We start from the raw sequence: 23,960 nt of genomic DNA on the forward strand, positions 1-23,960 counted from the left end.
ATGACGGGACGGCACCAGGTGGTCGTCAACGACGAGGACCAGTACTCGCTGCTGCCCCTCGACCGGCGGCTCCCCGACGGCTGGCGGGCCACGGGCTTCACGGGTGACCGGCAGGAGTGCCTGGACCACATCGACGAGATCTGGACGGACATGCGGCCGCGCAGTCTGCGGCTGCGCCAGGACGCCGACGGGAGCGCGCGGTGAGCGGCGCCCTGGAGCACAGGCTCGCGGACCTGGTGGCCGACGTGTCCGGCGGCGAGATCAGCGCCGAGCAGGCGCTCGCGGGCGATCACTCGCTGTCGGCGCTGGGCCTGACCTCGCTGGCGTGGATCCGGCTCATCGACGCGATCGAGGACGCCTTCGAGGTGGACCTGGATCTCGGCGGCGACCTGTCCGCCTTCGAGCGGGTGGACGCCCTCGCCTCCCACCTGTCGGGCCTGCTGGACGCCCGATGACCCCTTCGGCGACCCCGGCGACCACTCCGGCGGCCCCGGCGACCGTCTCGGCGGCCACTCGGGAGACCGCCTCGGTGTCGTTCAGCGGGACCCGGGACGGCGAGGCGCCGCTGACCTGGGGGCAGCGGCTGATGTGGCGGGCCGTTCACCTGATGGGCCCCAGCCAGTCCTTCCTCAACTGCCCATGGGTGCTGCCGGTCCACGGCAGGCGCGATCTCACGACCGTGCTGGGCGCGCTGGGCCGGATGCTCGAACGCCACGAGAGCCTGCGTACCACCTTCGCCGACACCCCGAACGGCCCGGTGCAGCGGGTGGCGCGCAGCGGCGAGCTGACCGTGGAGCTGGCGCCGGCGGGCCCGGAGGGGCCGCTGGGCACCGCCACGCGCATCGCCGCCGAGCTGGGCACCACGGTCTTCGCCCATGACGCGGACCTGCCTCTGCGCTGCGTCATCGTGCTCGCCGGCGGCAGGCCGAGGGCCCTGGCGTTCGCCTTCTCGCATCTGGCGGTGGACTTCCAGGCGCTGAGCCTGCTGTCGGCGGAGTGGCGGGCGCTGCTGAGGGGCGACGACCTGCCGGCGCCGGAGTGGCAGCCGACTGAGCAGGCGGAGCTGGAGCGTGCGGAGCCGTTCCTGGCGCGCTCGCGGCGGTCGATCGGCTACTGGCGCTCGGTGCTCGAAACGGTCCCGCTGGAGGTGTTCGACCATCCGCCAGGGGAGCCGGAGGAGCCCCGGTTCATCGAGGTCGGCATGGAGTCGGTGGCGCTCGCGGCGGCGGCCGTGCGGCTGGCCGAACGGCTGACGATCAGCACGACGAGCGTGCTCATCGCCGCCTGCGCCACCGTCCTGGCCGTGGTGAGCGAACGGCCGCGGGCGGTCATGCAGCTCGTCCACAGCAACCGGCGCGATCCCCGTACCCGGCCGCTGGTCGCCACCGTGGGCCAGGACGGCCTGCTCGTGCTCGACCTGCCCGGCACCGGCTTCACCGACACGTGCCTGGCCGCGCACCGCAGCGCCCTCATGGCCTATCGCAACGCCCACTACGACCCCTTCGAGATGCAGGCCATGCGCGCGGAGATCGGCCGCGTCCGGGGCAGGGAACCGGACCTGGACGCCTTCTTCAACGACAGGCGGGGCGACGGGACCTGGCCGAACCTGCCCCGCCTCACTCCCGGCGCGGATCTGACCCCGCTCACGGCGCAGACCCGTACGTACGTCACGAACGCCTGGCCGGGGGTCCGCTTCAAGGTGTTCTTCACCTTGGGGACCGCCCCGGACACCGGCCAGCTCAGCCTCATCATCGACACCGCGTACCTGCCCAGGGAGCGGGCGAGAGCCATGCTGCTCGGCGTCGAGACCCTGCTGGTCCGCAGCCTCACCGAGGACGTCCCGATCGCCGCCGTCAGAGACCTCGTCCGGGCGGAGACCGCAGGGGAGTCCGGCACAAGCCCCGGTGGGGGCTGACCACGCGCTTCGGCACCGACCCGGGCGCCGTTAAATACGTTGCGGGGGCCGAAACGGGTCGGGCATGCTGGGCCGATCGAGCGGCGGAGAGCGCTGCCTGGACTAAGGAGGGCTGACGGATGGCCAACACCGTGCTGCGGCATGTCCGCATCAGTCTCACCTCTCTGTTCAGGAGCATTCCCGTTGTCTTCCGAGTACGAATTCTCTGACACCTCCTCCGACCTCGGCCCCCGCTCGTCCGCGTACGCCGGTGACGACTCCCGGCCGGATCCGGCCACGCCCTTCGTCTTCGCGTTCCACTCGGTGGACGAGGAGCTGGGCCCGGGCCAGCGGTGGTCCACCTGGCTGGACGTCGAGCGCGGTTGCCGCGGCCCGGAGCCGCGCCCCTCGTGGGTCGTGACGGACCAGGCCGCCGTCGACACCGAGCTCGGCGTGCTCAAGACCGGCAAGGAAGCCGACGTCTTCCTGCTCGAACGGGCCGTCGAAGCCATCGGCGACAACCCGGCGAAATCCTCGCTGCTGGCCGCGAAACGGTACCGCACGGAGGAGCACCGCACCTTCCACCGCAGCACGTCGTACGCCGAGGGCCGCCGGATCCGCAACAGCCGCGACAGCCGGGCGATGGCGAAGAAGACCGCGCACGGCCGCGGTGTCGCGGCCGGTCAGTGGGCGTACGCCGAGTGGGAGGCACTCAACCGGCTCTGGCTGGCAGGCGTCCCGGTGCCGTATCCCGTGCAGGTGGACGGCACCGAGTTGCTGATGGAGTTCATCGACGACGGCGAGGGCGGTGCCGCGCCCCGGCTGGCCCAGGTCCGGCCGTCGAAGGAGCTGCTCGGCGGGTATTTCGAGCAGCTTCGCGACGGCATGCGGGAGCTGGCCCGGGCGGGGCTCGCGCACGGCGACCTCTCGCCGTACAACGTCCTCGCGCAGAACGAGCGGATCGTGCTGATCGACCTGCCCCAGGTCGTGGACGTCGTCGGCAACCCGCAGGGCATGGACTTCCTGATGCGCGACTGCCACAACATGGCCACGTGGTTCACGAAGCGCGGGCTGGAGGTCGACGAGCACGAGCTGTTCGCCGACCTGCTCACCATGGTGTTCTGACGTGACCGGCCTGAGGACGGACGCATTTCCGCCGGAGAAGAAGGGGCTCGTCCAGGTGGCCGAGCGCCCGTCCGAGCTGGGCCCGCCGCGCAGGTTCTACGCGTTCTGCGACGACCTGATCAAGGACTCATCCACCTACGCGGACCGCTACCAGCGGTCCGTCACGGACGTACCCGAATGATCGTCTTGCCCCTGACCCGCTCGGCCGGGTTGAGGGCGGCGACGGCGTCGTCCAGGGGCGCGACGTCGCCGATGACCGTCCGCAGCCGTCCGTCCCGCACCCGCTGGGCGATCTCGCCCAGCTGAGCACGGTCGGGCACGACGACGAAGTCGATCGCCAGGCCGTCGGCGGGTCGTGCCGGCGGCGGCCCGGCGACGCTCACCAGCGTTCCGCCGGCTCGGACGAGGCCCGCGGAGCGCTGCCCGATGCCGCCCCCGATGACGTCGAAGACCAGGTCGACCCCACCCACGTCCTCCAAGGTGTCGTTCTCCAGGTCGACGAACTCCCGCGCGCCGAAGTCGAGCGCCGCCCGCCGGTCGGCGGCACGCCCGGTGCCGATGACGTACGCGCCGGCCTCGCGGGCGAGCTGCGTCACCATGGAGCCGACGCCGCCGGCCGCACCGTGGACGAGGACGCTCTGCCCCGCCCGGACCCGGCCGTGCTCGAACAGGCCCTGCCACGCGGTCAGACCCGAGATCGGCAGGCTCGCGCCCACCGTGAAGTCGAGGTCGCCCGGCAGCGGGGCGAGGTTGCGCGCCTCGACGGCCGCGTATTCCGCCAGGGTGCCGTCGCGGGTCCAGTCCGTGAGGCCGAACACTCGCCGGCCCACCGACAGCCCCGTCGTGCCGTAGCCGAGCGCGCCGACCACGCCGGCCAGCTCGTGGCCGGGGATCGACGGCGTCCGGTCGCGGCCGAGGCGGTCGGTCCTCGCCGCCGTACTCCCGGACCAGAGTTTGGACTATTTCGTCCATAGTGCTATCAGGCCATGCACCTGGAGACGGGCAAGGGTGTGCCGTGTGGACTCATCGGTCCGTCGAGAGTGATCGGGCGAGGTAGCCTGGAGTGGTGAGCAGGCCGGAGAACGCACAGCCGGAGCGGAGGCTGACGCCCCGTGGGGCCTCCACCCGCGCGCGCATCGTCGCGGCCGCCGTCGAGCTGATGTACGTGAAGGGCGTCAACGCGACCACGCTGGACGACGTCAGGGCCGCGAGCAACACCAGCAAGTCCCAGCTCTACAACCACTTCGCGGACAAGGAGGAGCTGGTCCGCGCCGTCGTCGCGGAGCGCTCCGCGCAGGTCCTGGAGCGGGAGCGCGCCAACCTGGAGCGGCTGAAGTCGTTCCGCGGCCTGATCCGCTGGCGCGACGCGCTGGTGCGGCGGAACGCGTTGCAGAACGGCGCGTACGGCTGCGCGCTCGGCTCGCTGGCCGGCGAGCTCGCCGACCAGGACGAGCAGGCCCGCGTCACGCTGGCCGAGTCCTTCGCGCAGTGGCAAGGGTTGCTCGCCGCCGGTCTGCGGCGAATGAAGGAGAACGGGGTGCTCAGGCCGGACGCCGACCCGGAGCGACTCGCCACGGGTCTGATGGCCGCCTTGCAGGGCGGATACCTGCTCGCCGAGACCGCGCACGACATCGAGCCCATGGCCGTCGCCCTCGACATGGCGCTCGACCACGTGAAGTCGTTCCTCAAGACGTGACGGCGCGCGTCTGCGCAGAGGGCCGCTTGAATGGGTGCCCGCGTTCTCTCGAATGTGCGCCCGCGTTCTCCCGGACATGCGTCGGCGCGCGGACCGGGATCCGCGCGCCGGAGGTGTCAGGCCGTCAGGCCGAGGCCCGCTTCGGCAGCTTCCACCCGGGACGGGGGAAGTGGCAGGTGTAGCCGTTCGGATACTTCTGCAGGTAGTCCTGGTGCTCGGGCTCGGCCTCCCAGAAGTCACCCGCCGGGGTGACCTCGGTGACGACCTTGCCGGGCCACAGGCCCGAGGCGTCGACGTCGGCGATCGTGTCCTCGGCGACCCGCTTCTGCTCGTCGCTGGTGTAGAAGATCGCCGAACGGTAGCTGGTGCCGATGTCGTTGCCCTGGCGGTTCTTCGTGGAGGGGTCGTGCACCTGGAAGAAGAACTCGAGCAGCGCGCGGAAGTCGGTCTGCTCGGGGTCGTAGACGACCTCGATGGACTCCGCGTGGGTGCCGTGGTTGCGGTAGGTGGCGTTCGGGACGTCACCGCCGCTGTAGCCGACGCGCGTCGACACGACGCCGGGCTGGTTGCGGAACAACTCCTCCATGCCCCAGAAGCAGCCGCCGGCGAGGATGGCCTTCTCGGTGGTCACGTCGTCTCCCTAGTTGTCGTCGGTGTCACTGGTGAACGGGGTGCGGTAATCGCCGTATCCCGGCCTTTCTCCGCATAATCGGTGAACCATATGAAACGCACCTGAACGTGCACGTAAAGACACTGCACGCGCCCGATCTATTCCTGCCGATGGCGGCCGCGCGCGTGCCTCCCGCCCTTACGTCCGAGGTGCCGTCGCGGGACCTCCGCCGATGAGCGGCAGCCACAGGACGAACCTAGCCCCACGCGGCGAGTCCTCGACCGTGAGGGTGCCACGGTGGGCGTGCGCGATGTCGCGCGAGATGGCCAGGCCGAGCCCGCTCCCGCCGGGGTCGCGGCGGCGGCCGTCGTCCAGGCGGACGAACCGGTCGAAGACGCGTTCGCGCTGGTCGGGCGGGATGCCGGGCCCGTCGTCGGCCACCGTCACCGCGACCCCGTCACCGGCCGGCCCGACGCTGACCGTCACGGCGGACTCGGCGTGCCGCGACGCGTTGGCGAGGAGATTGTCCAGCACGCGGATGAGCTGGATGCGGGAGCCGAGGATCTTCAGCCCGGCGGGCGTGTCGACCTTGATCGGCACGGGTGAGGGCCGCGCGCTCACCTCGGCGGCGACGAGCTCGCCGAGATCGATCCGCGCCGCGGGCAGCGGATCGGCGGCCCGGAGCCGGGCGAGCAGCAGCAGGTCGTCGACGATCGCCTCCAGCCGGCCGACCGTGGACAGCGCGCCCCTGAGCGCGTCCTCGGCGGCGACGTCGTCCGGGTAGAGCAGCGCCTCCTCCAGTTGCGTGCGCATACCGGCGATCGGGGTGCGCAGTTCGTGGCTCGTGGTGGAGGCGAACCGGCGCAACTGCTCCACCGCGCCCTCAAGCCGGCCGAGGGTGTGGTTGGCGGTGGTGGCGAGCCGGCTGATCTCGTCGTCGCCCTGAGGTTCCGGCACGCGCAGGCTGAGGTCGCTCACCGTGATCTGCGAGATCCTGGCTCTGATCGCCTCGACCGGACGCAGCGCCCGCCCCACCAGCACCCACGCGGCCCAGGCCGCGATCCCGGTGGCCGCGACGATCCCGGCCGCGATGGCGTACTCGAGCTGATGGGTGGCCAGCAGCTCCGGCTCGGGGATGCCGGCGTAGACGACGCCCGCGTCCGCCGCCGGAGTGAGGCGGATGGCCTGCAGCAGGACGCACCGCCCGTCCGGCGGGCACTCCCGGTACGGCTGGAAACGGGCGTCGGGCGGCGGCCGGTGCCGGCTCAGCGGCACGGTCGCGGAGGCGTCCCGGCTGGAGTCCACGACCCGGTCGTGGACGTCCACGACCTGGATCAGGCCGACGGGCGGGCCGGCGGGGATCGGCCGCGGCACCAGACCCTGCCGGGCGACCGGGCTCCACCTGCTCGCCACCTCCTCGGCCAGCCGGAAGGAGCTGGACTCGACGTGGGACCGGATCGCCAGATCCAGCGTCGCCCCGAGCACCACGAGGACGCCGCTCGCGAACAGCGCCACGATGAGGGTGCACGAGGCCCGGACGGAACGCCTGCCGATCCAGGAAGCGCCGTTGTGGTCTTTGGTGTCCGTGTCGTAGCTCATGACGATGTCGCTCCTTCGCTGGCAGTGGCCCCGTGAACGGTGTGCCGTGGGCGTCGTCGTGAATTCGATACTGGACTATATGGTCCCTTTTGGCACCGTCCAAATCGACGGACCGGCGCACGCCGGCGCCGCTTCAGGCCGGCGTTCCTCCTCGCCCGACCGCGGCGAAGGTGACGCCGAGGCCCTTCAGCGCCGTCATGACCTCCGCGTCGTCGGCGTCGTCCGAGGCCCACCACACGTGCCCGTCGGGACGGACGACCACCGCCGCGGCCGTGGTCCACGGCTGTTCGCCGGTGACCACGTCGATCCCCATGGCCGCCGCGAGAGCTGCCGCTTGCTCGCCCACGGTGCCGAGCAGGACCGGACGACCGGATTTCAGCAGCTCGAAGAGGCCGGGCACCCGCGTGCCGACCAGGGGGTGTCCGGCCGGCGGGTAGGCCACGTCCAGCGCGGACAGCTTGCGGGCCAGTGCCAGGGAGAGCTCGGGCACCGTCGCGATCAGGCCGTTCAGCAGGGAGCGCAGGGCGGCGCCGTCCGGGGTGATCGCGGTGATCAGCGCGGACTGGGCGAGCGTGTGCTCCGCGAGCTGCTCGCCGATCGGATGACGCTCGTCGTGGTAGCCGTCCAGCAGCGCGGGGTCCGCGTCCCCGCGGGCCACGGCGGCGAGCCGCCAGCCGAGGTTCATCGCGTCCTGCACGCCGACGTTGAGGCCGACGCCGCCGGCGGGCAGGTGCATGTGCGCCGCGTCCCCCGCGAGCAGGACCCGGCCGCTCCGGTACGTCCGCGCCACCCTCGTGGCGTTGCCGAACCGGGACAGCCAGCCGGGGTCGTGCATGCCGAAGTCGCTGCCCGCCACCCGGATCGCGGTCTCCCGCAGCGCCTCCAGCGTGAACGGGTCGGCCGCGCCGTTGTGGTGCGCGTCCACGCCGGCGATGCGATGCCTGCCGCCGCGTACGGGAACGCTGATGAGGGCGCCGTGCTCGTTGTGGGCGCTGACCACGGCGGGATCGGTGAGACGCACTTCGCCGACGTAGCCGTAGGACGTCGTGTCGGTGCCGGGGAACGCGATGCCCGCCGCCTTGCGGACGGTGCTGCCCGCGCCGTCCGCGCCCACGACGTAGCTCGCGGTGCGGGTGTACTCGCCCTGCGGTCCCGTCACGCGCAGGGTCACGCGCTCGTCGTCCTGGTCGAGCCCGGTGACGGTGTGGCCGCGCAGGATCCGTACACCTTTGGCGAGCGCGTGCTCTTCGAGCAGTTCCTCGGTGCGGACCTGGGGGATGGCGAGCATGAACGGGTACGGCGTGTCCAGCACGCTGAAGTCGAGGCGGCTCTCCAGCATGCCGAAGTGCCACTTCGGCACCGGCACCCCTTCGTCGAGGAACCGCCGGGCCAGGCCGCGCATGGCCAGCACCTCGATCGTGCGCGGGTGTACACCCAGGGCCTTCGAGTACGGGCTGCGTTCCGCCGCGCGTTCCAGGACCACGACCGGGACCCCCGCCAGCGCCAGTTCCGCCGCGACCCACAGCCCGACGGGGCCCGCACCGGCCACCACGACCGACGTGTCGATTGATTGGATAGATTCACTATTCATAGTAAGGACTCTACAATGAATTGAGGAAGGTAGGATCCCGGCATGGTTGTGCGCGGCTATCGGTCACCGGTGCGGGCCAGGCATGCCGAGGACACGCGGCGATCCATCATCGAAGCGGCGGCGAAGCTGTTCGCGGAGCAGGGCTACGCCAGGACGAGCGTCGCCGCCGTCGCGGCCGCCGCCGGAGTCGCCGTCAACACCGTCTACACCAGCGTCGGCAACAAGCCCGCGCTCATCATGGCGATGTCCGAGGACGGCGCCGGGGACGACACGGCGAAGGAGACGGAGCGCAGGATCGCCGAGTCCGCCGACCCGCGCGAGATCCTGCGTCTCCTGGCCGACGGCACCGGGCAGGTGCGCCGGCGCCGCCAGGACACGCTGGTCATCCTGCTGGACAACAGGAACGCCGACCCGGACGTGGCCGCGGCGGCCGAGGTGGCGGTCCGCGCCGTTCGGGACCGGCTGAAGGTCGCGGCCGCCCGCCTGCTCGAAGTCGGCGGCCTGCGCGAGGGCCTCACCGGCGAGCAGGTAGAGCAGACGCTGTGGTTCTACTTCGGCTTCGAGGCCTGGCGGACCGTCCGCGCCTTCGGCTGGAGCTGGAAGGACTCGACAGACTGGCTCGCCCAGCAGGCCACCCACGCCCTGCTGCCCACCGACGGCTCCCGCCCATGAACGGCTCGTGAGAGCACGCTGAGATTCGTGGGGTGTGGGGGCTTGGGGTGGGATTTGTCAGGGCGATAGAGTCTGGCCCGGAAGTGGCGCTCGTGCCGGGGTTCGAGGAGGAGATGTCCATCACGCCCTTGTCCCTGCCGCAGCCTCCCGCCAAGGCGCCGGAGTTCGGGCGAGACGCGCTCATCGCGTGCGAGAGCCTGGTGCGGATCTATCAGTCCGGGTCGGTCGAGGTGCAGGCGCTGCAGGGGCTGGACCTGGTCGTGGACGGCGGGGAGATGGTGGCCGTCGTCGGGGCGTCCGGGTCGGGGAAGTCGACGTTGCTGTCCATCCTGGCCGGGGTCGACGCGCCCACCGCCGGACGGGTGCGGGTCGATCGGTGGAACCTCCTGGACATGTCGCGGGCTGATCGGGTCCGGTACCGGCGGCACACCGTCGGACTCGTACGCCAGCAGACCGCCGCCAACCTGATCCCGTACCTGACCGCGCGCCAGATGGTCGACCTGCCGATGACGGCGGCCCGCACGTCCGGCCGGGTGCGTCGCAAGCGCGCCGCGGAGCTGCTGGAGCTGCTCGGCGTCGCCGAGTGCGCCGAGCGGCGGCCCGGGCAGTTGTCCGGCGGGCAGCAGATGCGGGTGGCCATCGCGGTGGCCCTCGCCAACGAGCCCAGGGTGCTGCTGGCCGACGAGCCGACCGGAGAGCTGGACAGTGCCACGTCGGCCTCGGTGTTCGGGGTGTTGCGCGACGTCAACCGGCACTTGGGCGTCACGGTCGTCGTCGTGACCCACGATCCCGCGGTCAGCGGGCAGGTGGAGCGGACGGTGGCGATCCGCGACGGGCGCACCAGCAGCGAGGTGCTGCGGCGTACCGCGACCGGCGACGACGGCGCTCAGCGGATGATCGCCGAGGAGTACGCCGTGATGGACCGGGCCGGACGGGTCCAGGTGCCGCGCGACTATCGGGAGGCGCTGGCGCTGACGCGGCGGGTCCGGCTGGTGCTGGAGGCCGATCACGTCGCGATCCGTCCCCACGGCGGCGAGGCCGGATGAGCGGCGCGAACGGGCCGCTGGTCAGCGTGCGGAGCGTGCACCGCCGGTTCGGCAGCGGGGCGACCGCCGTGCACGCGCTGCGGGACGTCACGTTCGACCTCGCGCCCGGCACCATGACCGCCCTCGTCGGGCGGTCCGGCTCCGGCAAGACCACGCTGCTCAACGTCATCGGCGGCCTGGACCGCCCGGACTCCGGCACGGTCCTCGTCGACGGTACGGACGTCACCTCCCTCGACGAGGACGGCCTGTCCCTGTTACGGCGGGAGAAGGTCTCGTACGTCTTCCAGACCTTCGGCCTGATCCCGGTGCTGTCGGCCGCGGAGAACGTGGGCGCCCCGCTGCGGCTGGCCCGCGTACCGGCGGCGGAGCGGGAGCGGCGGGTCGCGCTGCTGCTGGAGCTGGTCGGACTGGCCGACCACGCCGAGCAGGTGCCCGGTGAGCTGTCCGGCGGGCAGCAGCAGCGGGTGGCGATCGCCAGGGCGCTGGCCGCCTCACCCCGGCTGCTGATCGCGGACGAGCCGACCGGGCAGCTGGACGCCGAGACCGGCCTGTCGGTGATGGCGCTGCTGCGCGGGGTGGTGGAGTCGGAGGGGGTGACGGCACTGGTCTCCACGCATGATCCGACGATGCTAGCGCTGGCGGATCGGGTGATCCGCATCAACGACGGGCATCTCGACCAGGATCCCGGGCCGCGCTCGGACGGTCGGCTCGATCAGCCTTCCGGTGCGCGGTCCCATGGGCGGCTCGACTCCGACGGCCGGGGCGATTCGTGATCCGTGAGGGCTGCCCGTGCTGAGGCTGGTCGCCCGGCGCGCCCGTGCGCAGTGGCCGCTGCTGGCCGCCCTCCTCGCCGTCGCCGTGGTCGGCCCCACACTGCTCGGCATCTGCGCCCTCCTGCTCACCCGTACCGCCGAGCAGGCGCTGGAGACCGCCGCCTCCCGTACCACCTCCGACCAGATCGACGTCACCGCCTACACCGTCACCGTGCGCGGCGAGGACGCGAGGTCCGTCGCCGACGACACCCGCGCCGTGCTGACCTCGGCCCTCGCCCCGTTCGCGACCACGACGGCCGCGCGCGCGTCGTCCGTGATGCGGTCGTTCCCTGACGCCGGCGCTCCGGCCGTGGCGTACCTGTCGGGGGTGGAGGACCTGCCGGCCCGCACCCAGCTCGCCGCGGGACGCCTGCCCCGGGCGGGTGCCGTGCCGGCGGAGTCGGTGGTGCTGGAGAGCACCGCGCGGCGGCTCGGCCTGAAGGCCGGCAGCCGGATCAGGCTCGGCAGGGAGCTGACCGACGATCCCGACGAGGGGATCGAGGTGCGGGTGACCGGGATCGTCCGCCCGCTGCCCGGCACCGGCTGGGAGCGTGACCCGCTCGCCGCCACCGGCCACGATCCGGCCTACCGCGACGGCCGCTCCGCGCAGCCGGTGCACGCGTACGGGCCGTTCATCGTCGACCTGGCCGATCTGCTCGGCGGCGGCTCGGTCCTCGACCGGCTGGAGATCACCGCCCACCCTGACCTGTCCGCCCCCGACGTCCGCGACCTCGACACCGTCACCCAGGCCGTGCTCGGCGCCGACCGCCGGCTCGGGCGGACGCTCGGCGACCGGGTACGCATCCAGCGCGTCGCCTCCCTGCTGCCCTCGACGCTGCTGGCCGGGCACGAGCAGCAGCGGGTCACCACGGCCGCCGTGCTCGCCGTCGCCGCCATCGGTCTCGTCCTGACCGCGACCGCCCTCGCCCTGGCCGGCCGGCTCAGCGCCGGGGTGCGCGACGACGAGACCGTGCTGCTGTCCGCACTGGGCGTCGGCCGCGGTCAGCTCGCCGGCGCCGCGCTCATCGAGGCCGGCGCGCTCGCCGTGCTCGCCACCGCGGTCGCGATCCCGGCCTCCTCCGCCCTGCACGCCGGGCTTACCCAATTGCCGCCCATGGACGGGGCCGGGCTGGCCACGCCCTTCGCCGTGAACGCCGCGCAGGTGCTCTCCGTGGCCGGCGGCGCGCTGGCGCTGGCGGCGGTCCTCGTCGTGCCCTCACTGCGCACCCCCGCCGCCGGGGTGCGCGGACGGCGCGAACTGCTCGCCCGATCCGGCGCCGACCTGCTGCTCGTTGCGCTCGCCGCCGTCGGCTGGTGGCAGTTGCGCGACCAGCCAGCCGGTTCCGGATCTCCCATCGACGCCGTACGGGTGCTCGCGCCCGCGCTGCTGCTCATCGCCGGGTCGGCCGTGACGTTGCGGCTGGTGTGGCCCGCGTTGCGGGGCGTGGAACGGCTGGCCGTCCGGGCTCGCGGGTTCATGGTGCCGCTGGCCGCGTTCGAAGCCGCCCGCAGGCCCCAGGCGGTCGCGGCGGGGCTGCTGATCGGGCTGGGTTGCGCGGCGGCCACGTACGGGATCGGGTTCGACGCGACGTGGCAGCGTTCGCAGCAGGATCAGGCCGATCTGGCGGTCGGCACCGACCTCGCGCTCACCCTCACCGCGCCGCCCGCCGCCGGGCAGGGCGGGAGGGTCGGCGCGGCCGTCGGGGGAGAGGTGAGCCCGGCCACCGATCGGGGCGTCGCGGTCGGGCAGTGGCTCGGCGGCGCCGGAGACCCGCCGCGGCTGATCGCCATGGACACCACGCGGGCCGAGGCGCTGCTGCGCGGGCGGCTGAACGACGGCCGCACCTGGAACGACGTCGGCGCCGCCCTCGCGCCGCCCTCGCGTGCCACCGGGATCCCGGTCCCGGCCGGAGCCACGCTCTCCCTGGTCGGGAAGGCGACCGGCGCGACGCCGCTGACCGTGACGCCGCGGCTGCTGTTGCAAGACGTGACCGGGCTGCGTACGCCTTGCACGGGTGCGCCCATCCCGCTCGACGGAAAGGCACATCGGCTGCCGGACTGCGCCACCGCCGAAGGACTCCGGCTGGTCGCGGTGTCGCTGCCGTTCGCGATCGCGACGGGGAACGTGGGCACCGGCTACTCCAATTTCCTGGACGAACTCCCGGCCGGAGACAGCCGCGTCGCCGTGACACTCACCGTGGCGGGAACCGGCACGGGCCGCGGAACCGGCGCGGGAACTGGAGCAGGGACCGGCACGGAAGCCGGCGCGGAAACCGACGCAGGGACCGGCGCGGGACGCGGTTCGGCGGAGCCGTCCTGGACGGCCACCTCGGCCGGGCCGTCCCCTGGGCAGCTCGGCCGGCCGGCCGTAGCCCTGACCGGCACCTCCGCGGGCACCGCGCTGAAGATGACCACGACCGTCGCGCTCAAGGGCCCGCCGGACGCCGCCAGAACCCTGGTCGCCACCGCCTTCCCCGCTCCAGGACCGGTGCCCGTCGCCGTCTCCGCCCGCTTCGCCGCCGAGGCGGGCGCCCGGCGCGGCTCCCAGCTGGACCTCACCGTCGGCCTCACCCGCGTCGAGGTCAGCGTGGCCGAGGTGCTGCCGGCCGTGCCGTCCGCTCCGAGCGCCGCGGCCGTCCTGGCCGACTTCGACGTCCTCTCCCGCGCCCTCGCCGTCAGCGGCGTCTTCGACGTGCCCGTGGACGCGTGGTGGATCGGCAGTCCCGTCAGAGCCGACGTGGCCGACCTCCGGCTCGGCGGCGTCACCACGCGCGCGTCCGAGACCGCCCGGCTGACCGGCGGCCCGCTGCGGGCCGGGCTGCCGGCCGTGCTGCGACTGCTGGTGCCTGCCGCGGTGCTGCTGATGCTGGCCGGGATCGTCCTGCACGTGACGTTCGACCTGCGGGCCCGCGCGGTCGAGGTGGCACGCCTGCGGGGGCTGGGGATGACCCGGCGCGAGATCCGTACCGTGCTGCTCGGCCAGCACGTCGGCATCCTGCTGCCGCTGCTCGCGGCTGGCGCGGTCGTCGGCGCGCTGGCCACCCGCCTCGTCGCGCCGCTGCTCGTCCGCGCCGACACCGGCGCGGCGCCCGTGCCCGAGGTGCTGCCCGTCTGGCCGTGGGCCGCCGAGGCCGTCCTGCTCGCCGGGTTGCTGGCCGGGTGCGCGCTCGCGGTGAGCGCCGTGGTCGTCGTCCAGGCCCGGCGCGCCGACGCCGCGTACCTGCGGGTGGCGTCATGAGGATTCCGGGACCGCACTGGCCCAGCGTGGCCGGCCGTGCCCGCGCGGACGCCGGGCCGCTGCTCCTGGCCGCCGTCGTGGTGGCGGCCATCACGCTGCTGGCCGGCGCGGTGCCGCCGCTCCTGACCGCGACCGCCGACGCCGCCGTACGGGAGGCCGTCCGCGGGAACGGCGGCGACCTCCAGGTCCACAGCCGCATGGAGGCCGACGACGGGCCGAACGGCAGCCGCCTGCGGCACCCCCGCCTCGCCGAGGACGTCGACGACTTCCGGGCCAGGGCGACGGAGGAACTCGGCCCCGGCCTGCGGGCCGTCCTGCGCCCACCGGTCGCCAGCGTCATCAGCCCCACCCTCAAGATCACCGACGGCAGCGTGCTGCGGACGTTCCAGCTCGCCTACGTGGCCCGAGACGGCGGACCCGAGGTGACCTGGGTCGCGGGCGGCCCGCCCCGGCCCACGGCTTCCGAGACGGCGTCGGTTCCCTACGGCGCGCCGCCGTGGGTGGTGCAGGCGGGCCTGTCCGAGGCGGACGCCGCCGCGCTCCAGGTCCGTCCCGGCGCCCGCATCCCGCTGGCCGACGACCAGGGGAACGTGAAGGACGTCCAGATCAGCGGCATCTTCCGGCCGCAGGACAGCGCCGACCCCGTCTGGCGGCCGCTGCCCGCGCTGCTGAACCCCGTCACCGCCGCGAACGGCACCCGGTTCGCCGGGCTGCTGTCCCGCGAGTCGCTGCCCGACGCCCGGCTCGCCTTCGGCCAGGACGAATTGCGGCGTACCGTCCGGTTCACCCCCGACCCTGACCGGCTCACCTGGGCCATGGTCCCGCCGGTCGCCGCGAGGGTGGTCGCGCTCAAGGCGGCCTCCGGCTCCTCCGCCGCCCGGGACGGCTCGCTGAAGTGGGAGACCCGGCTCGACGGAGTGCTGCGGACGGTGAGCGCGCAGGTCGAGGCCGCGTTCGCGCAGGCGTCCCTGCTGGTCGTCACCCTGCTCGCCGTCGCCGTCCTGGTCCTGCTGCTGGCCGCCGACCTGCTGGTGCGCCGCCGTGCCAGGGCCCTGGCCGCCGCCCGGCAGCGCGGGATGTCGCTGCCGGTGATCGGCGGCGAGCTGCTGCTCGAATCCGCGGTGACGGCGCTGCTGGCCGCGGTGGCCGGGCTCGGCCTGGCCCGGGCGGTCGCGCCGGGGGTCTCCTGGGAGTGGATCGCGCCCGTGGTGGTCACGGCCGTCGCCGCCGGACCGGCGTTCGGGACGCTCACCGCCGCCCGCGCCACCCGGGACCGCCGCGTCCCGGCCAACCGGAGCGCGCGGCGATGGATGCGGGACACCGTACGGCTGCGGCGGGCCGCTCTGGAGCTCGGCGTGCTGGTGGCCGCGGCCGGCGCCCTCGTCGCCCTCTACCAGCGGGGGATCGGCGGGGGAGTGCTGGCCGCGAGCGCGCCCGCCCTGTGCGCGCTCGCGGGCGCGCTCCTGCTGGCGAAGGCGTTGCCCCTCGCGCTGCGTGTCGCGCTCGGGCGGCTGCTGCGCTCGCGCCGGCCGCTGGCGGTCTTCGGGGCCGCGCGGGCGGCGGCGACCTCGGCCCGGCTGCTGCCCCTGCTGGTGCTCGTGACGTCCGTGGCCCTGACCTCGTACGCGCTCATCTTCGCCGCCACCATGAGCCACGGGCCCACCCTCGCCACCGTCGGCCAGGGGACCGCGGCCGGGCCGCTGGCCACGGGCCTGCTGCGGCTGGCCTGGGTCTCGGCGGTGACGCTGCCGGTTCTGGGCCTGCTGGGACTCGCTCTCGGCACGGCGGCCGGCGCGCCGGAGCGCTGGCAGACCCTGACCCGGCTGCGCACCCTCGGATTGCGGCCCCGGGAGGCCCGCTGGGTCGCCGCCGGAGAACTGCTGCCGCCGGTGCTGCTCGCCGCCGTGGGCGGCCCGCTGCTCGGGGCACTGCTCGCCCACCTGACGTTCGGCTCGCTCTCCCTGCACCTGCTCACCGGCGCCGCGCCGGCCCCGGCATCCCCATGGTGGGGGCTCGGCCTGGTGGCAGTGGTGTTCCTGGCGGCGGTCGCCGTCGTGGTGCCGGTCGAATCGGCGCTACGCCGCCGACGCCGGCTGAGCGAGGTACTCCGCGCGGGCGACAACTGAGCCCTAGACCGCCGGCGAACCTGCCGTGTGCTTCCGTGCCGCGACGATCCGGGCGACGACGATGCCGGTGATGGTGCTGACACCCAGGCCGATCGGCACCGCGACGACGGCGTACGTCCACAGGGTGCTCTGGAGGCTCTCCTGGTCGCTCAGGCCCGGGTCGATCGTGAGGTAGACGGCGCAGAGCAGGAGAGGACCGGCCGTGCCCGCGAGGGCGCCGCTCCGCCACCGGCCCCGCCGCGCCGCCGCCCAGACCGCGACGACCCCGCTGATCAGGACCGGTCCGATCAGCCCTGCGGTGATCCCACCGGCCTCCCGGAGCAGCGCCGTCACCACGTGCCGGCCGTCGTCACTCAGCACGGCTTCGGTGAGCAGGGGATCGAAGGCCGGCGGCCGATCCCACCACCAGGGTCTGGTGAACTCCAGCAGGGAGATCCACAGGGTGTAGGCCATCAGGCCCACGCCGGCCTCTCGATGCCGTAGCGCCGCCATCGTCGCGGCGGCGCCGACAGCGCCGCCGACGATCGTCGCCCAGGCCACCTCGGACGGACTGGAGTCGAGGCCGTGTTCCGGCGCGGCGGAGGCCAGGCCGTACAGCAGCGGGGCGGCGATCAGCGAGGAGCCGAGCCAGGCCGCCGGCGGCAGCCACCGCCAGGACCACGGCGCACGCCGGAACCCGCGGTACGTGATCGCGGCGGCGAGCAGGGCGGAGGCGGCCGGATACCACGTGGAACGGGTCACCGCGTGGTCCCAGTCGATGTACTCGTCGAACGGGCCCGCTCGGGTCGTCCACGGATTGATGCCGAGGCGATCCGCGGCGAGGACCTGCGCGGCGGCCAGAGCCGCGGCGAGCAGCGCGCAGACGGCCGAGGCCGCCGGCCGCCGGTTCACGCGCTCATCCCTGAAGCTCATCGCCGCCATTCTGCCTCGCCGGCCTCGGATCCGAGGGTGGCGAGCGCCGGAACCTGGCATTCGTCCCCGGGACTCACCGCCCGCGGGGCCCGGAGTCCGGGTGATACGGGGTCTCGTCCAGGCGCTGGTAGGCGGCCTCGATCACGCTGTCGGCGTCGATGGACGCCTCCAGCAGCGTCATGCCCCGGTCGGTGCGCCTGGTCACGGCGCGCCGCCAGCGGTCGAGGTTCTCCCTGCTGAGTTCGAGGAACCGGCGGGCCGGGATCGACAGCGGGGAGGTCGAGGTGATGGCGTAGATCGCCCGTACGGTCAGCGGTTCGATCATGCGCAGGCTCGCCCCCCTGCGCCGGGCGTCCAGGGCCTGGCGCATCGGCAGGACGGCGGCCCCCGCGCCCGCGATGATCAGCGGGACCAGCCCGGCCGGTTCGCTGACGTCCACCACGACGGTGGACTCGACGCCGATGGAGTCGAGGTACGACCGCCCGAACCCCCGATCGACGATCATCGGCAGGCCGCCGAGCAGGGCGGCCGGGACCGGGTCGGGGAAGTCGGCGCGCCAGCTGGGCGGCAGCGCCAGCACGACCTCGCCCTCCCCGATGCGCACGCAGTCGATGCCCGACCGGGACACGGGCGCGACCGCGTAGGCGAGCTCGGCCTCGCCCGACCTGATCAGGTGGACGATCTCGTCGGTGTCACCGTCGTGCTGTTTGAGCCGGACCGTGAACCCGGGATGCTCGCGCCGGAAGTGCCCCACCCACGCGGCCAGGAAGTTGGACGTGAGGGAGGTGGAGATCGCCAGGTCGACCCGTCCGCGTTCGAGCCCCCGGTAGCCCTCGGCGACCTGGCGGGCATGGTGCAGGTCACGGACGACCTGGCGGGCCGGTCCGACCAGCGCCTCGCCGGCCGGCGCGAGCACCAGCCCGCGCCCGACCCGGCGGAACAGCTCCACGCCGAGGTCGCTCTCCAGGCGGCGGATGATCTGCGACAGGGACGGCTGCGCCAGGTAGAGCGCGGAGGCGGCCCGGGTGATGCTGCCCTGGTCGACAACGGCGAGAAAACATTCGAGCTCGCGGACGTTCATGGTGCGATCCAATGGGGGCCCCGCGTACCAGGTCAAGCGGTGTGCCAGCCGGGCGCGTCCGAGTGCGCCCCGGCGCGGGGCACCGCCCGGTCCGCCTCGACGGTGACGCCGTCGAGCGTGAAGGGCAGCGAAGGAACGGTGAAGCGGTCACCGTCCGGCCCGACCCCCGTGGTCAAAACGCCGCTGGCGCGCACGTCCGCCGCCTCGGTCACGTCCTGGTACGTCCGCACCTCCGCCGCGACGATCCCGTGGCCGGCCAGCATCGCCAGGCACTCCTCCGTCCGCAGGCCGCCGAGTGCCTGGGAGATCTCGGCCAGGAGCGCCTCCCGGTTGGCCACCCGGGCGGGGTTGTCGGCGAAGCGGGGGTCGTCGAGCATCCACGTCCTGTCGATGAGCCGGCACAGCCGGGCGAAGTGCTCGGCGGTGTAGGCCGACAGGACGATGGTCCCGTCGGCGGTGCGGACGAGGTCGGCCGCCGGGGCCACGGTCGCCTGGCCGTTGCCCTTGCGCCGCGGCTCCTGCCCGGAGGCGTGCCATTCGCCCCACATCGCCGACTGCAGGTGGATCGCGGCGTCCAGCAGCGAGACCTCGGCCACCCCGCCCTCGCCGGTACGCTCCCTGCGCAGCAGCGCGGCGAGGACGACCTGGACGACGGCGTAGCTCGCGGCGACGTCGGCGATGGGGAAGCCGACCCGGAGCGGATCACCGCCGAGCTCGCCGTTGACCGACATCAGCCCGCTCTCGGCCTGCGCGGCGATGTCGAGGCCGGCCCGCTGTGCGGAGGGGCCCCGGGAGCTGAAACCGCGGACCGAGACGTGCACGAGCCGGGGATTGGCCGCCCGCAGCTCGTCGGGCCCGAGACCGAGGCGGGCCAGCGCGTCGGCCCGCAGGTTCTGCACGACGACGTCCGCCTCCGCGATCAGGCCCAGGGCGGTCTCCCTGTCGCCGGCCTGCTTGAGGTCGAGCACGATCGAGCGCTTGCCACGGTTGTAGGCCAGGACGATGCCCTCGCCGTACGCGCCGATGCCACGCGCCTGGTCGCCGCTGGGCGGCTCGATCTTGATGACCTCGGCGCCCAGGTCGGACAGCATCTGGGTCGCCGCCGGCGCGGCGATGTAGTGGCCGAACTCGACGACGCGAACTCCCTCAAGCGGGGGCTTCATGCCGCTCCTACTCTCCGGTGAAGACCGGTTTGCGCTTTTCCAGGAAGGCTTGGGCGGCCCGCCGCGCATCGCCACTGCGGGCACACTCGACCATACGGGGCACCTCTCGGCGCAGGTAATCGGGCAGGGTGGCCGTTCCGGCGTCGGTCAGGTTCTCCTTGGCGTACTGCATCGCCATCGGCGCCTGCGCGGCGAGCTTGGCCGCCAGCGCGCCGACCCGCGCCGCCAGATCGGCCGTGGTCTCGGTCACGAGTCCCAGGTCGGCCGCCTCGGCGGCGGTGAGCTTGGCCGGGTCGAGCAGCAGCGCCCGCGCGCGGGCGCCACCCACCGCACGGGTCAGCAGCCAGGCGCTGCCCAGGTCGCCGGAGACCCCGGCGCTGACGAACGCGGTGTTGAACACCGCCTTCCGCGCCGCGATCCGGAAGTCGGCGGCCAGCGCGAGGCTGAGCCCCGCCCCGGCGCAGGCGCCGTTGACGGCGGCGATCGTCGGCGCGGGGAAGTGCGCGAGCGTCTCCACGATGGCCGAGGCCCGGCGCAGCCGTTCGCGGTCGTCGGCCACCGAACGTCCGCGCAGTGTCCGCGTCTCCTGGTCCTGGGCACTGTCCGAGCCGACCCGCGCGAGGTCCGCGCCGACGCAGAAGTCGGCGCCCGCGCCGGTGACGACGAGGACGCGCAGGTCCCGTTCCGCGCCGGCTCGCTCGATCGCGGCGAGGAGGTCCTGCACGAGCGGCCAGGAGATCGCGTTGCGGCGCTCGGGCCGGTTGAGGGTCACCGTGCCGACCCCGTCGCGGAGCTGGAACAGCACGGTTCCCGAGCCGATCGCGGTGGCGCTCATCGGGGGAGGCCCAGCAGGTCGCGGGCGATGATCGTACGCTGGATCTGCGCGGTGCCGCCGGCGATCCGCTGGCCGCGTACGTGGAGGTGCCGCCAGCGGAGATGCCCGAACTGTTCGTGATGCCCGCCGTCAGGTTCGGCGCTCAGGTGGCCGTCCAGGCCGAGGATGTCGGCGCCCAGGTCGGCGATCGCCAGCCTGGTCCGTGACCACAGCAGCTTGGTGACCGAGGCGTCGGCCCCCAGGTCCTGTCCCCTGGCCGTACGGGTCATCGCGTCGTAGCCGCGCACCCGGAGCAGCTCCAGGTCGGCCCGGCAGCGCGCGATCCTGGTCCTGACCTGAGGGTCGTCGATGGCCGGACGGCCGTCCTTCCTGACCTGCCGGGCCGCGGCGATCACGTCGTCGAGCTCGTGGCGGAACTCCACGTACTGGCTGATCGGCGAGGCGTTCCGCTCGACCGAGAGCAGATACCGGGCCACGGACCAGCCGTCGTCGATCCGGCCGACGACGTTGCCGTCGATCGGCACCCGTACCTCGTCGAAGAACTCCTCCCCGAACTCCTGCGAGCCGGACATCTGCCGGATCGGGCGCACCCGCACCCCCGGCAGCGTCAGGTCGATCAGCAGGAACGTGATGCCGCGCCGTCGTTCCGCCGCCGGATCGGTGCGAACCAGGGCGAACATCGCGTCGGCGTGCCGCGCCAGCGTGGTCCAGGTCTTCTGGCCGGAGACCACCAGGACGTCGCCGTCGCGCCGGGCGGCGGTCGAGAGGCCGGCCAGGTCGCTGCCGCTCTCCGGCTCGGAGAACCCCTGGCACCAGATCGTCTCGCCGGACAGGATGCGCGGCAGGATCGTGCGTTTCTGCGCGTCGGTGCCGTAGCGCAGCAGTGTGGGGCCGAGCAGCGCCGTGCCGAGGTAGGTCAGGCCGAGGAACGGGCCGATCGGCGCCCTGGCGCGCGCCATCTCCTCGTCGTGCACCGCTCTGATCTCCTGATCGGCCCCGCGCCCGCCGTACTCGGCCGGCCAGTCGACGCCGGCGAAGCCGTTCTCGAACCGGTCCTTCTCCCAGCGCCGCCGCAGCTCCAGGGACTCCTCGCTCCCGTCGCGGTCGATCCAGAAACCCGGCCGGCGCCACGTCGCCGGCACGGACTCCGCCAGCCAGCGACGGATCTCCCGCCGGAAACTCTCCGCCGCCGGCGAGTATCGAAGATCCATGCCGTGCACCACTCCCCGTCCGATTCGGCCCTGTCGCACGCCCATCCTGGGCACCGTCGTTCTGGAGCGTCAAAGAGCAAAACCCATGACCGACTCATTGCGTAACGCAATGAGTCGGGGTGAGTTCACGTCTTTGACGTACTTCACACCCGCACGGTGAACTGTGTGCCATTCGCGGAAGTGGACCGGTGACATGGACTTCAGGCTGAGCGAGGAGCAGGTGGCGATGGGTGGCGCCGTACGGCGGCGGCTCGATCGTCACCTGGACCTGGCGCGCGTGGCGCAGTACGCCGACGCGCCCTCGGCCGGGCTCGACGCCGAACTGCGACGCGAGGCCGCGGAGCTCGACTGGCTCGGGGTGACGGCCGCGCCACCGGACGGCGGGCTCGGGCTCGGGCTGCTCGACCTCGCCGTGGTCGCCGAGGCGCTGGGGGCCGGCCTCGCGCCGGCCGGCGTCGGAACGGCCATGGCCGCCTGTGACGTCCTCGCCACCTCGATCGACCCGGAGCAGCGGCGCCGCTGGCTCGCGCCGATGGTCGCGGGCGAACTCGTCGGCGCGACCGCCCTGCGCGCTCCCGGCGGCTCGTGGGACCGCGCCGGCATCGCCGTCACCGCCACCGGCGACGGCCTGCTCAACTCCGGGACCGGCATCGCCACCGGCGAGTTCCTGCTCGACGGCGACGCCGGCATCGCCGGCCAGGCCGAGGACGCCGACCTGCTGCTGGTCGCCGCCACGACGGCGACCGGCCCCGCCATCTTCGTCGTGCCTGCCGGGCATCCCGGGGTGTCGATCCACGCGGTCGAGACCGTCGACCGGACCGTACGCGCGGCCCGGGTGAGCCTGGCCGGCGTGCCCGCCGAGCCGCTGAGCTGGGCGCACGACGACGGCTTCGAGCACGTCGTACGGCGGCTGACCGTGCTGGTGAGCGCGGACCTCGTCGGCGCCGCGGGCACGGCGCTGCGGATCACGCTCGATCACCTTCGTGCGCGCCGGCAGTTCGGCCGCGCGATCGGCAGCTTCCAGGCGATCCAGCACGAACTGGCCGAGCTGTACGTGGCGTGGACGACGATCACCCAGGCGTTGTGGTACACCGCCCACGCCCACGACACCGGGCGCGACGACGCGGTGCTGATGACGTCGGTGGTCAAGAGCCGCGCCGCCGACCTGGCCCGCCGGATGTCCGCCGCGATGGTGCAGTTCCACGGCGCGATGGGCTTCACCTGGGAGCACAGCGCGCACCTGTTCTTCAAGCGGCTGCACCGAGACGCCTACGACTTCGGCGACGACGGCTGGCATGACCCGATCATCGCCACGGCCGCCATCGGGCCGGGAACCCATCCTCCCCAGTCCCTCCCAGGAGGTCCCCCATGAGTGTTCTTCCGGCCGGCGGACGCGGCCGTGCCGCGCTGCCCGCGCTCCTCGCGGCCGTCGTCCTCGTCCTCGCGGCGTGCGGCGCGCCCGCGTCCCAGGCCGGCTATCCGACCAGGAACGTCCAGCTCATCGTGCCCTATCCGGCCGGCAGCGCCATCGACGCGACGTCCCGCGCGCTGGTCGAGATCGTCAACGCCGAGGGCAAGCTCGGCCGGCGCGTCCAGGTCGTGAACAGGGAGGGCGGCGCGGGCGCGGTCGGCACCACGGCGACGCTCAGCGCCAAACCGGACGGGCACACGATCGGCCTGGTGCCGGACGGGCCGCTGACGCTGCTCCCGCGGACCGAGAAGGTCTCCTACGATCCGGCGTCGATCTCGGTGATCAGCGAGGTCACCACGTCGCCGGTGCTGTTCGTGGTGCCTGGCGACTCGCCGTACAAGAGCGTCGCCGACCTGGTCACGGCCGCCAAGGCGCGGCCGGGGACCATCACGATCGCCGAGGGGCCGCTCAACTACGCCATCCCGGCCCAGAAGTTCGAGCAGCTGACGGGTACGCGGTTCAAGCACGTCAAGTTCGACGGCGACCAGGCCACCGTCACGGCCCTGATCGGCGACAACGTCGAGGTGGGCGTGATGCAACTGGCCGGCGGGATGGCGCAGCTGAAGGCCGGCAAGCTGCGCGCGCTGGCGATCGCCTCCGCCGAGCCCATCGAGCTCGCCCCCGAGATCAAAACTTTCAAGCAGCAGGACGTCGCTCTGGAGTGGGAGGCGTACAACGTGGTGATCGCGCCGAAGGGCCTGCCCGCCGACGTCCAGCGGAAGCTGAACGAGGTCTTCGGCTCGGCCGTCAAGAGCCCGAAGTTCGCCGAGGCGGCGCGGAAGCTGGGGCTGGTCGTCAGCGGGGCCGACGGTGAGGCGGCCAAGGCCAAGCTGGCCGAGAAGACCGCCGAGGCGGCGAACCTGATCGCGGCGAAATGA

Annotated in this window: 22 protein-coding genes and 1 pseudogene; 13 read left to right on the top strand and 10 right to left on the bottom strand. The window is 73.4% G+C overall.

Annotation, left to right across the window (positions count from 1 at the left end; all coding sequences use genetic code 11):
• The 5 genes from OIE67_RS03650 (at position 1) to OIE67_RS03670 (ending at position 3,200) form a co-directional block, all read left to right on the top strand.
• On the top strand, positions 1-204 hold the full coding sequence (locus OIE67_RS03650) for an MbtH family protein (protein WP_106239067.1): 204 nt from the start codon (positions 1-3) through the stop codon (positions 202-204).
• Positions 201-455, top strand: coding sequence for a phosphopantetheine-binding protein (locus tag OIE67_RS03655; RefSeq protein ID WP_326636639.1), 255 nt, complete (start codon positions 201-203; stop codon positions 453-455). The genes OIE67_RS03650 and OIE67_RS03655 overlap by 4 nt, the downstream gene beginning before the upstream one ends.
• Positions 452-1,915 carry a condensation domain-containing protein gene (locus tag OIE67_RS03660; protein WP_326636641.1) on the top strand — a complete coding sequence of 488 codons (1,464 nt, stop codon included), beginning with the start codon at positions 452-454 and terminating at the stop codon, positions 1,913-1,915. Before OIE67_RS03655 ends, OIE67_RS03660 begins: the two co-directional genes overlap by 4 nt.
• 183 nt (positions 1,916-2,098) lie before the next feature.
• Positions 2,099-3,019, top strand: a complete 921-nt coding sequence (locus OIE67_RS03665) for a serine protein kinase RIO (protein ID WP_326636643.1) — start codon at positions 2,099-2,101, stop codon at positions 3,017-3,019.
• 1 nt (position 3,020) lies between these two features.
• Entirely contained in the window at positions 3,021-3,200 is a 180-nt protein-coding gene (locus OIE67_RS03670) for a hypothetical protein (protein WP_326636645.1), read from the top strand.
• On the opposite strand, the gene OIE67_RS03675 is transcribed toward OIE67_RS03670, so the two are convergent.
• A complete protein-coding gene (locus tag OIE67_RS03675; RefSeq protein WP_326645200.1) occupies positions 3,181-3,618 on the bottom strand; it encodes a zinc-binding dehydrogenase in 438 nt (145 codons plus the stop codon). The two genes, OIE67_RS03670 and OIE67_RS03675, sit on opposite strands and share 20 nt — an antisense overlap.
• Positions 3,619-3,765: 147 nt before the next feature.
• A pseudogene (locus OIE67_RS55340) lies at positions 3,766-3,921 on the bottom strand (alcohol dehydrogenase catalytic domain-containing protein); the annotation flags it as partial.
• A gap of 164 nt (positions 3,922-4,085) precedes the next feature.
• On the opposite strand from OIE67_RS55340, the gene OIE67_RS03685 reads away from it, so the two are divergent.
• Positions 4,086-4,715 (top strand): TetR/AcrR family transcriptional regulator, encoded by a 630-nt coding sequence (locus OIE67_RS03685; RefSeq protein ID WP_326636647.1) that lies wholly within the window; start codon positions 4,086-4,088, stop codon positions 4,713-4,715.
• A gap of 124 nt (positions 4,716-4,839) precedes the next feature.
• Here the strand turns inward: OIE67_RS03685 and msrA are convergent, their stop codons facing one another.
• The 3 genes from msrA to OIE67_RS03700 form a co-directional block, all read right to left on the bottom strand.
• Positions 4,840-5,346, bottom strand: coding sequence for a peptide-methionine (S)-S-oxide reductase MsrA (gene msrA, locus OIE67_RS03690; protein WP_106239058.1), 507 nt, complete (start codon positions 5,344-5,346; stop codon positions 4,840-4,842).
• Between the two features lie 177 nt (positions 5,347-5,523).
• Positions 5,524-6,924 (bottom strand): sensor histidine kinase, encoded by a 1,401-nt coding sequence (locus OIE67_RS03695; protein ID WP_326636652.1) that lies wholly within the window; start codon positions 6,922-6,924, stop codon positions 5,524-5,526.
• Between the two features lie 133 nt (positions 6,925-7,057).
• Positions 7,058-8,515, bottom strand: coding sequence for an FAD-dependent monooxygenase (locus OIE67_RS03700; protein ID WP_326636654.1), 1,458 nt, complete (start codon positions 8,513-8,515; stop codon positions 7,058-7,060).
• Positions 8,516-8,557: 42 nt separating this feature from the next.
• Here OIE67_RS03700 and OIE67_RS03705 point away from each other — a divergent pair, with 42 nt between their 5' ends.
• The 5 genes from OIE67_RS03705 to OIE67_RS03725 all read left to right on the top strand — a co-directional run bounded on the left by OIE67_RS03705 (position 8,558) and on the right by OIE67_RS03725 (position 16,409).
• Complete coding sequence (locus OIE67_RS03705; protein ID WP_326636656.1) at positions 8,558-9,187, top strand: TetR/AcrR family transcriptional regulator; 630 nt, start codon at positions 8,558-8,560, stop codon at positions 9,185-9,187.
• 113 nt (positions 9,188-9,300) lie between these two features.
• Complete coding sequence (locus tag OIE67_RS03710) at positions 9,301-10,233, top strand: ABC transporter ATP-binding protein (RefSeq protein WP_326636658.1); 933 nt, start codon at positions 9,301-9,303, stop codon at positions 10,231-10,233.
• Positions 10,230-11,006, top strand: coding sequence for an ABC transporter ATP-binding protein (locus OIE67_RS03715; RefSeq protein ID WP_326636660.1), 777 nt, complete (start codon positions 10,230-10,232; stop codon positions 11,004-11,006). Before OIE67_RS03710 ends, OIE67_RS03715 begins: the two co-directional genes overlap by 4 nt.
• Positions 11,007-11,022: 16 nt before the next feature.
• Positions 11,023-14,283, top strand: a complete 3,261-nt coding sequence (locus OIE67_RS03720; RefSeq protein WP_326636662.1) for an FtsX-like permease family protein — start codon at positions 11,023-11,025, stop codon at positions 14,281-14,283.
• Complete coding sequence (locus tag OIE67_RS03725) at positions 14,280-16,409, top strand: FtsX-like permease family protein (protein ID WP_326636664.1); 2,130 nt, start codon at positions 14,280-14,282, stop codon at positions 16,407-16,409. The genes OIE67_RS03720 and OIE67_RS03725 overlap by 4 nt, the downstream gene beginning before the upstream one ends.
• Positions 16,410-16,412: 3 nt before the next feature.
• Here the strand turns inward: OIE67_RS03725 and OIE67_RS03730 are convergent, their stop codons facing one another.
• From OIE67_RS03730 to OIE67_RS03750, 5 genes are all read right to left on the bottom strand, one after another.
• Positions 16,413-17,321 (bottom strand): hypothetical protein, encoded by a 909-nt coding sequence (locus tag OIE67_RS03730; protein ID WP_326636666.1) that lies wholly within the window; start codon positions 17,319-17,321, stop codon positions 16,413-16,415.
• A 73-nt stretch (positions 17,322-17,394) separates the two neighbouring features.
• Complete coding sequence (locus tag OIE67_RS03735) at positions 17,395-18,402, bottom strand: LysR family transcriptional regulator (protein ID WP_326636668.1); 1,008 nt, start codon at positions 18,400-18,402, stop codon at positions 17,395-17,397.
• Positions 18,403-18,434: 32 nt separating this feature from the next.
• A complete protein-coding gene (locus OIE67_RS03740; protein WP_326636670.1) occupies positions 18,435-19,565 on the bottom strand; it encodes a CaiB/BaiF CoA transferase family protein in 1,131 nt (376 codons plus the stop codon).
• 7 nt (positions 19,566-19,572) lie between these two features.
• On the bottom strand, positions 19,573-20,400 hold the full coding sequence (locus OIE67_RS03745) for an enoyl-CoA hydratase/isomerase family protein (RefSeq protein WP_326636671.1): 828 nt from the start codon (positions 20,398-20,400) through the stop codon (positions 19,573-19,575).
• Positions 20,397-21,611 (bottom strand): acyl-CoA dehydrogenase family protein, encoded by a 1,215-nt coding sequence (locus OIE67_RS03750; RefSeq protein ID WP_326636673.1) that lies wholly within the window; start codon positions 21,609-21,611, stop codon positions 20,397-20,399. Before OIE67_RS03750 ends, OIE67_RS03745 begins: the two co-directional genes overlap by 4 nt.
• Positions 21,612-21,804: 193 nt before the next feature.
• Between OIE67_RS03750 and OIE67_RS03755 the strand changes: the two genes are divergently transcribed.
• Positions 21,805-22,983: an acyl-CoA dehydrogenase family protein gene (locus tag OIE67_RS03755; protein ID WP_326636676.1), complete on the top strand. Its 1,179-nt coding sequence runs from the start codon at positions 21,805-21,807 to the stop codon at positions 22,981-22,983.
• A complete protein-coding gene (locus OIE67_RS03760) occupies positions 22,980-23,960 on the top strand; it encodes a tripartite tricarboxylate transporter substrate binding protein (protein WP_326636678.1) in 981 nt (326 codons plus the stop codon). The genes OIE67_RS03755 and OIE67_RS03760 overlap by 4 nt, the downstream gene beginning before the upstream one ends.

Source organism: Nonomuraea fuscirosea (assembly GCF_035917475.1).
Taxonomy (GTDB): Bacteria; Actinomycetota; Actinomycetes; order Streptosporangiales; family Streptosporangiaceae; genus Nonomuraea; species Nonomuraea fuscirosea.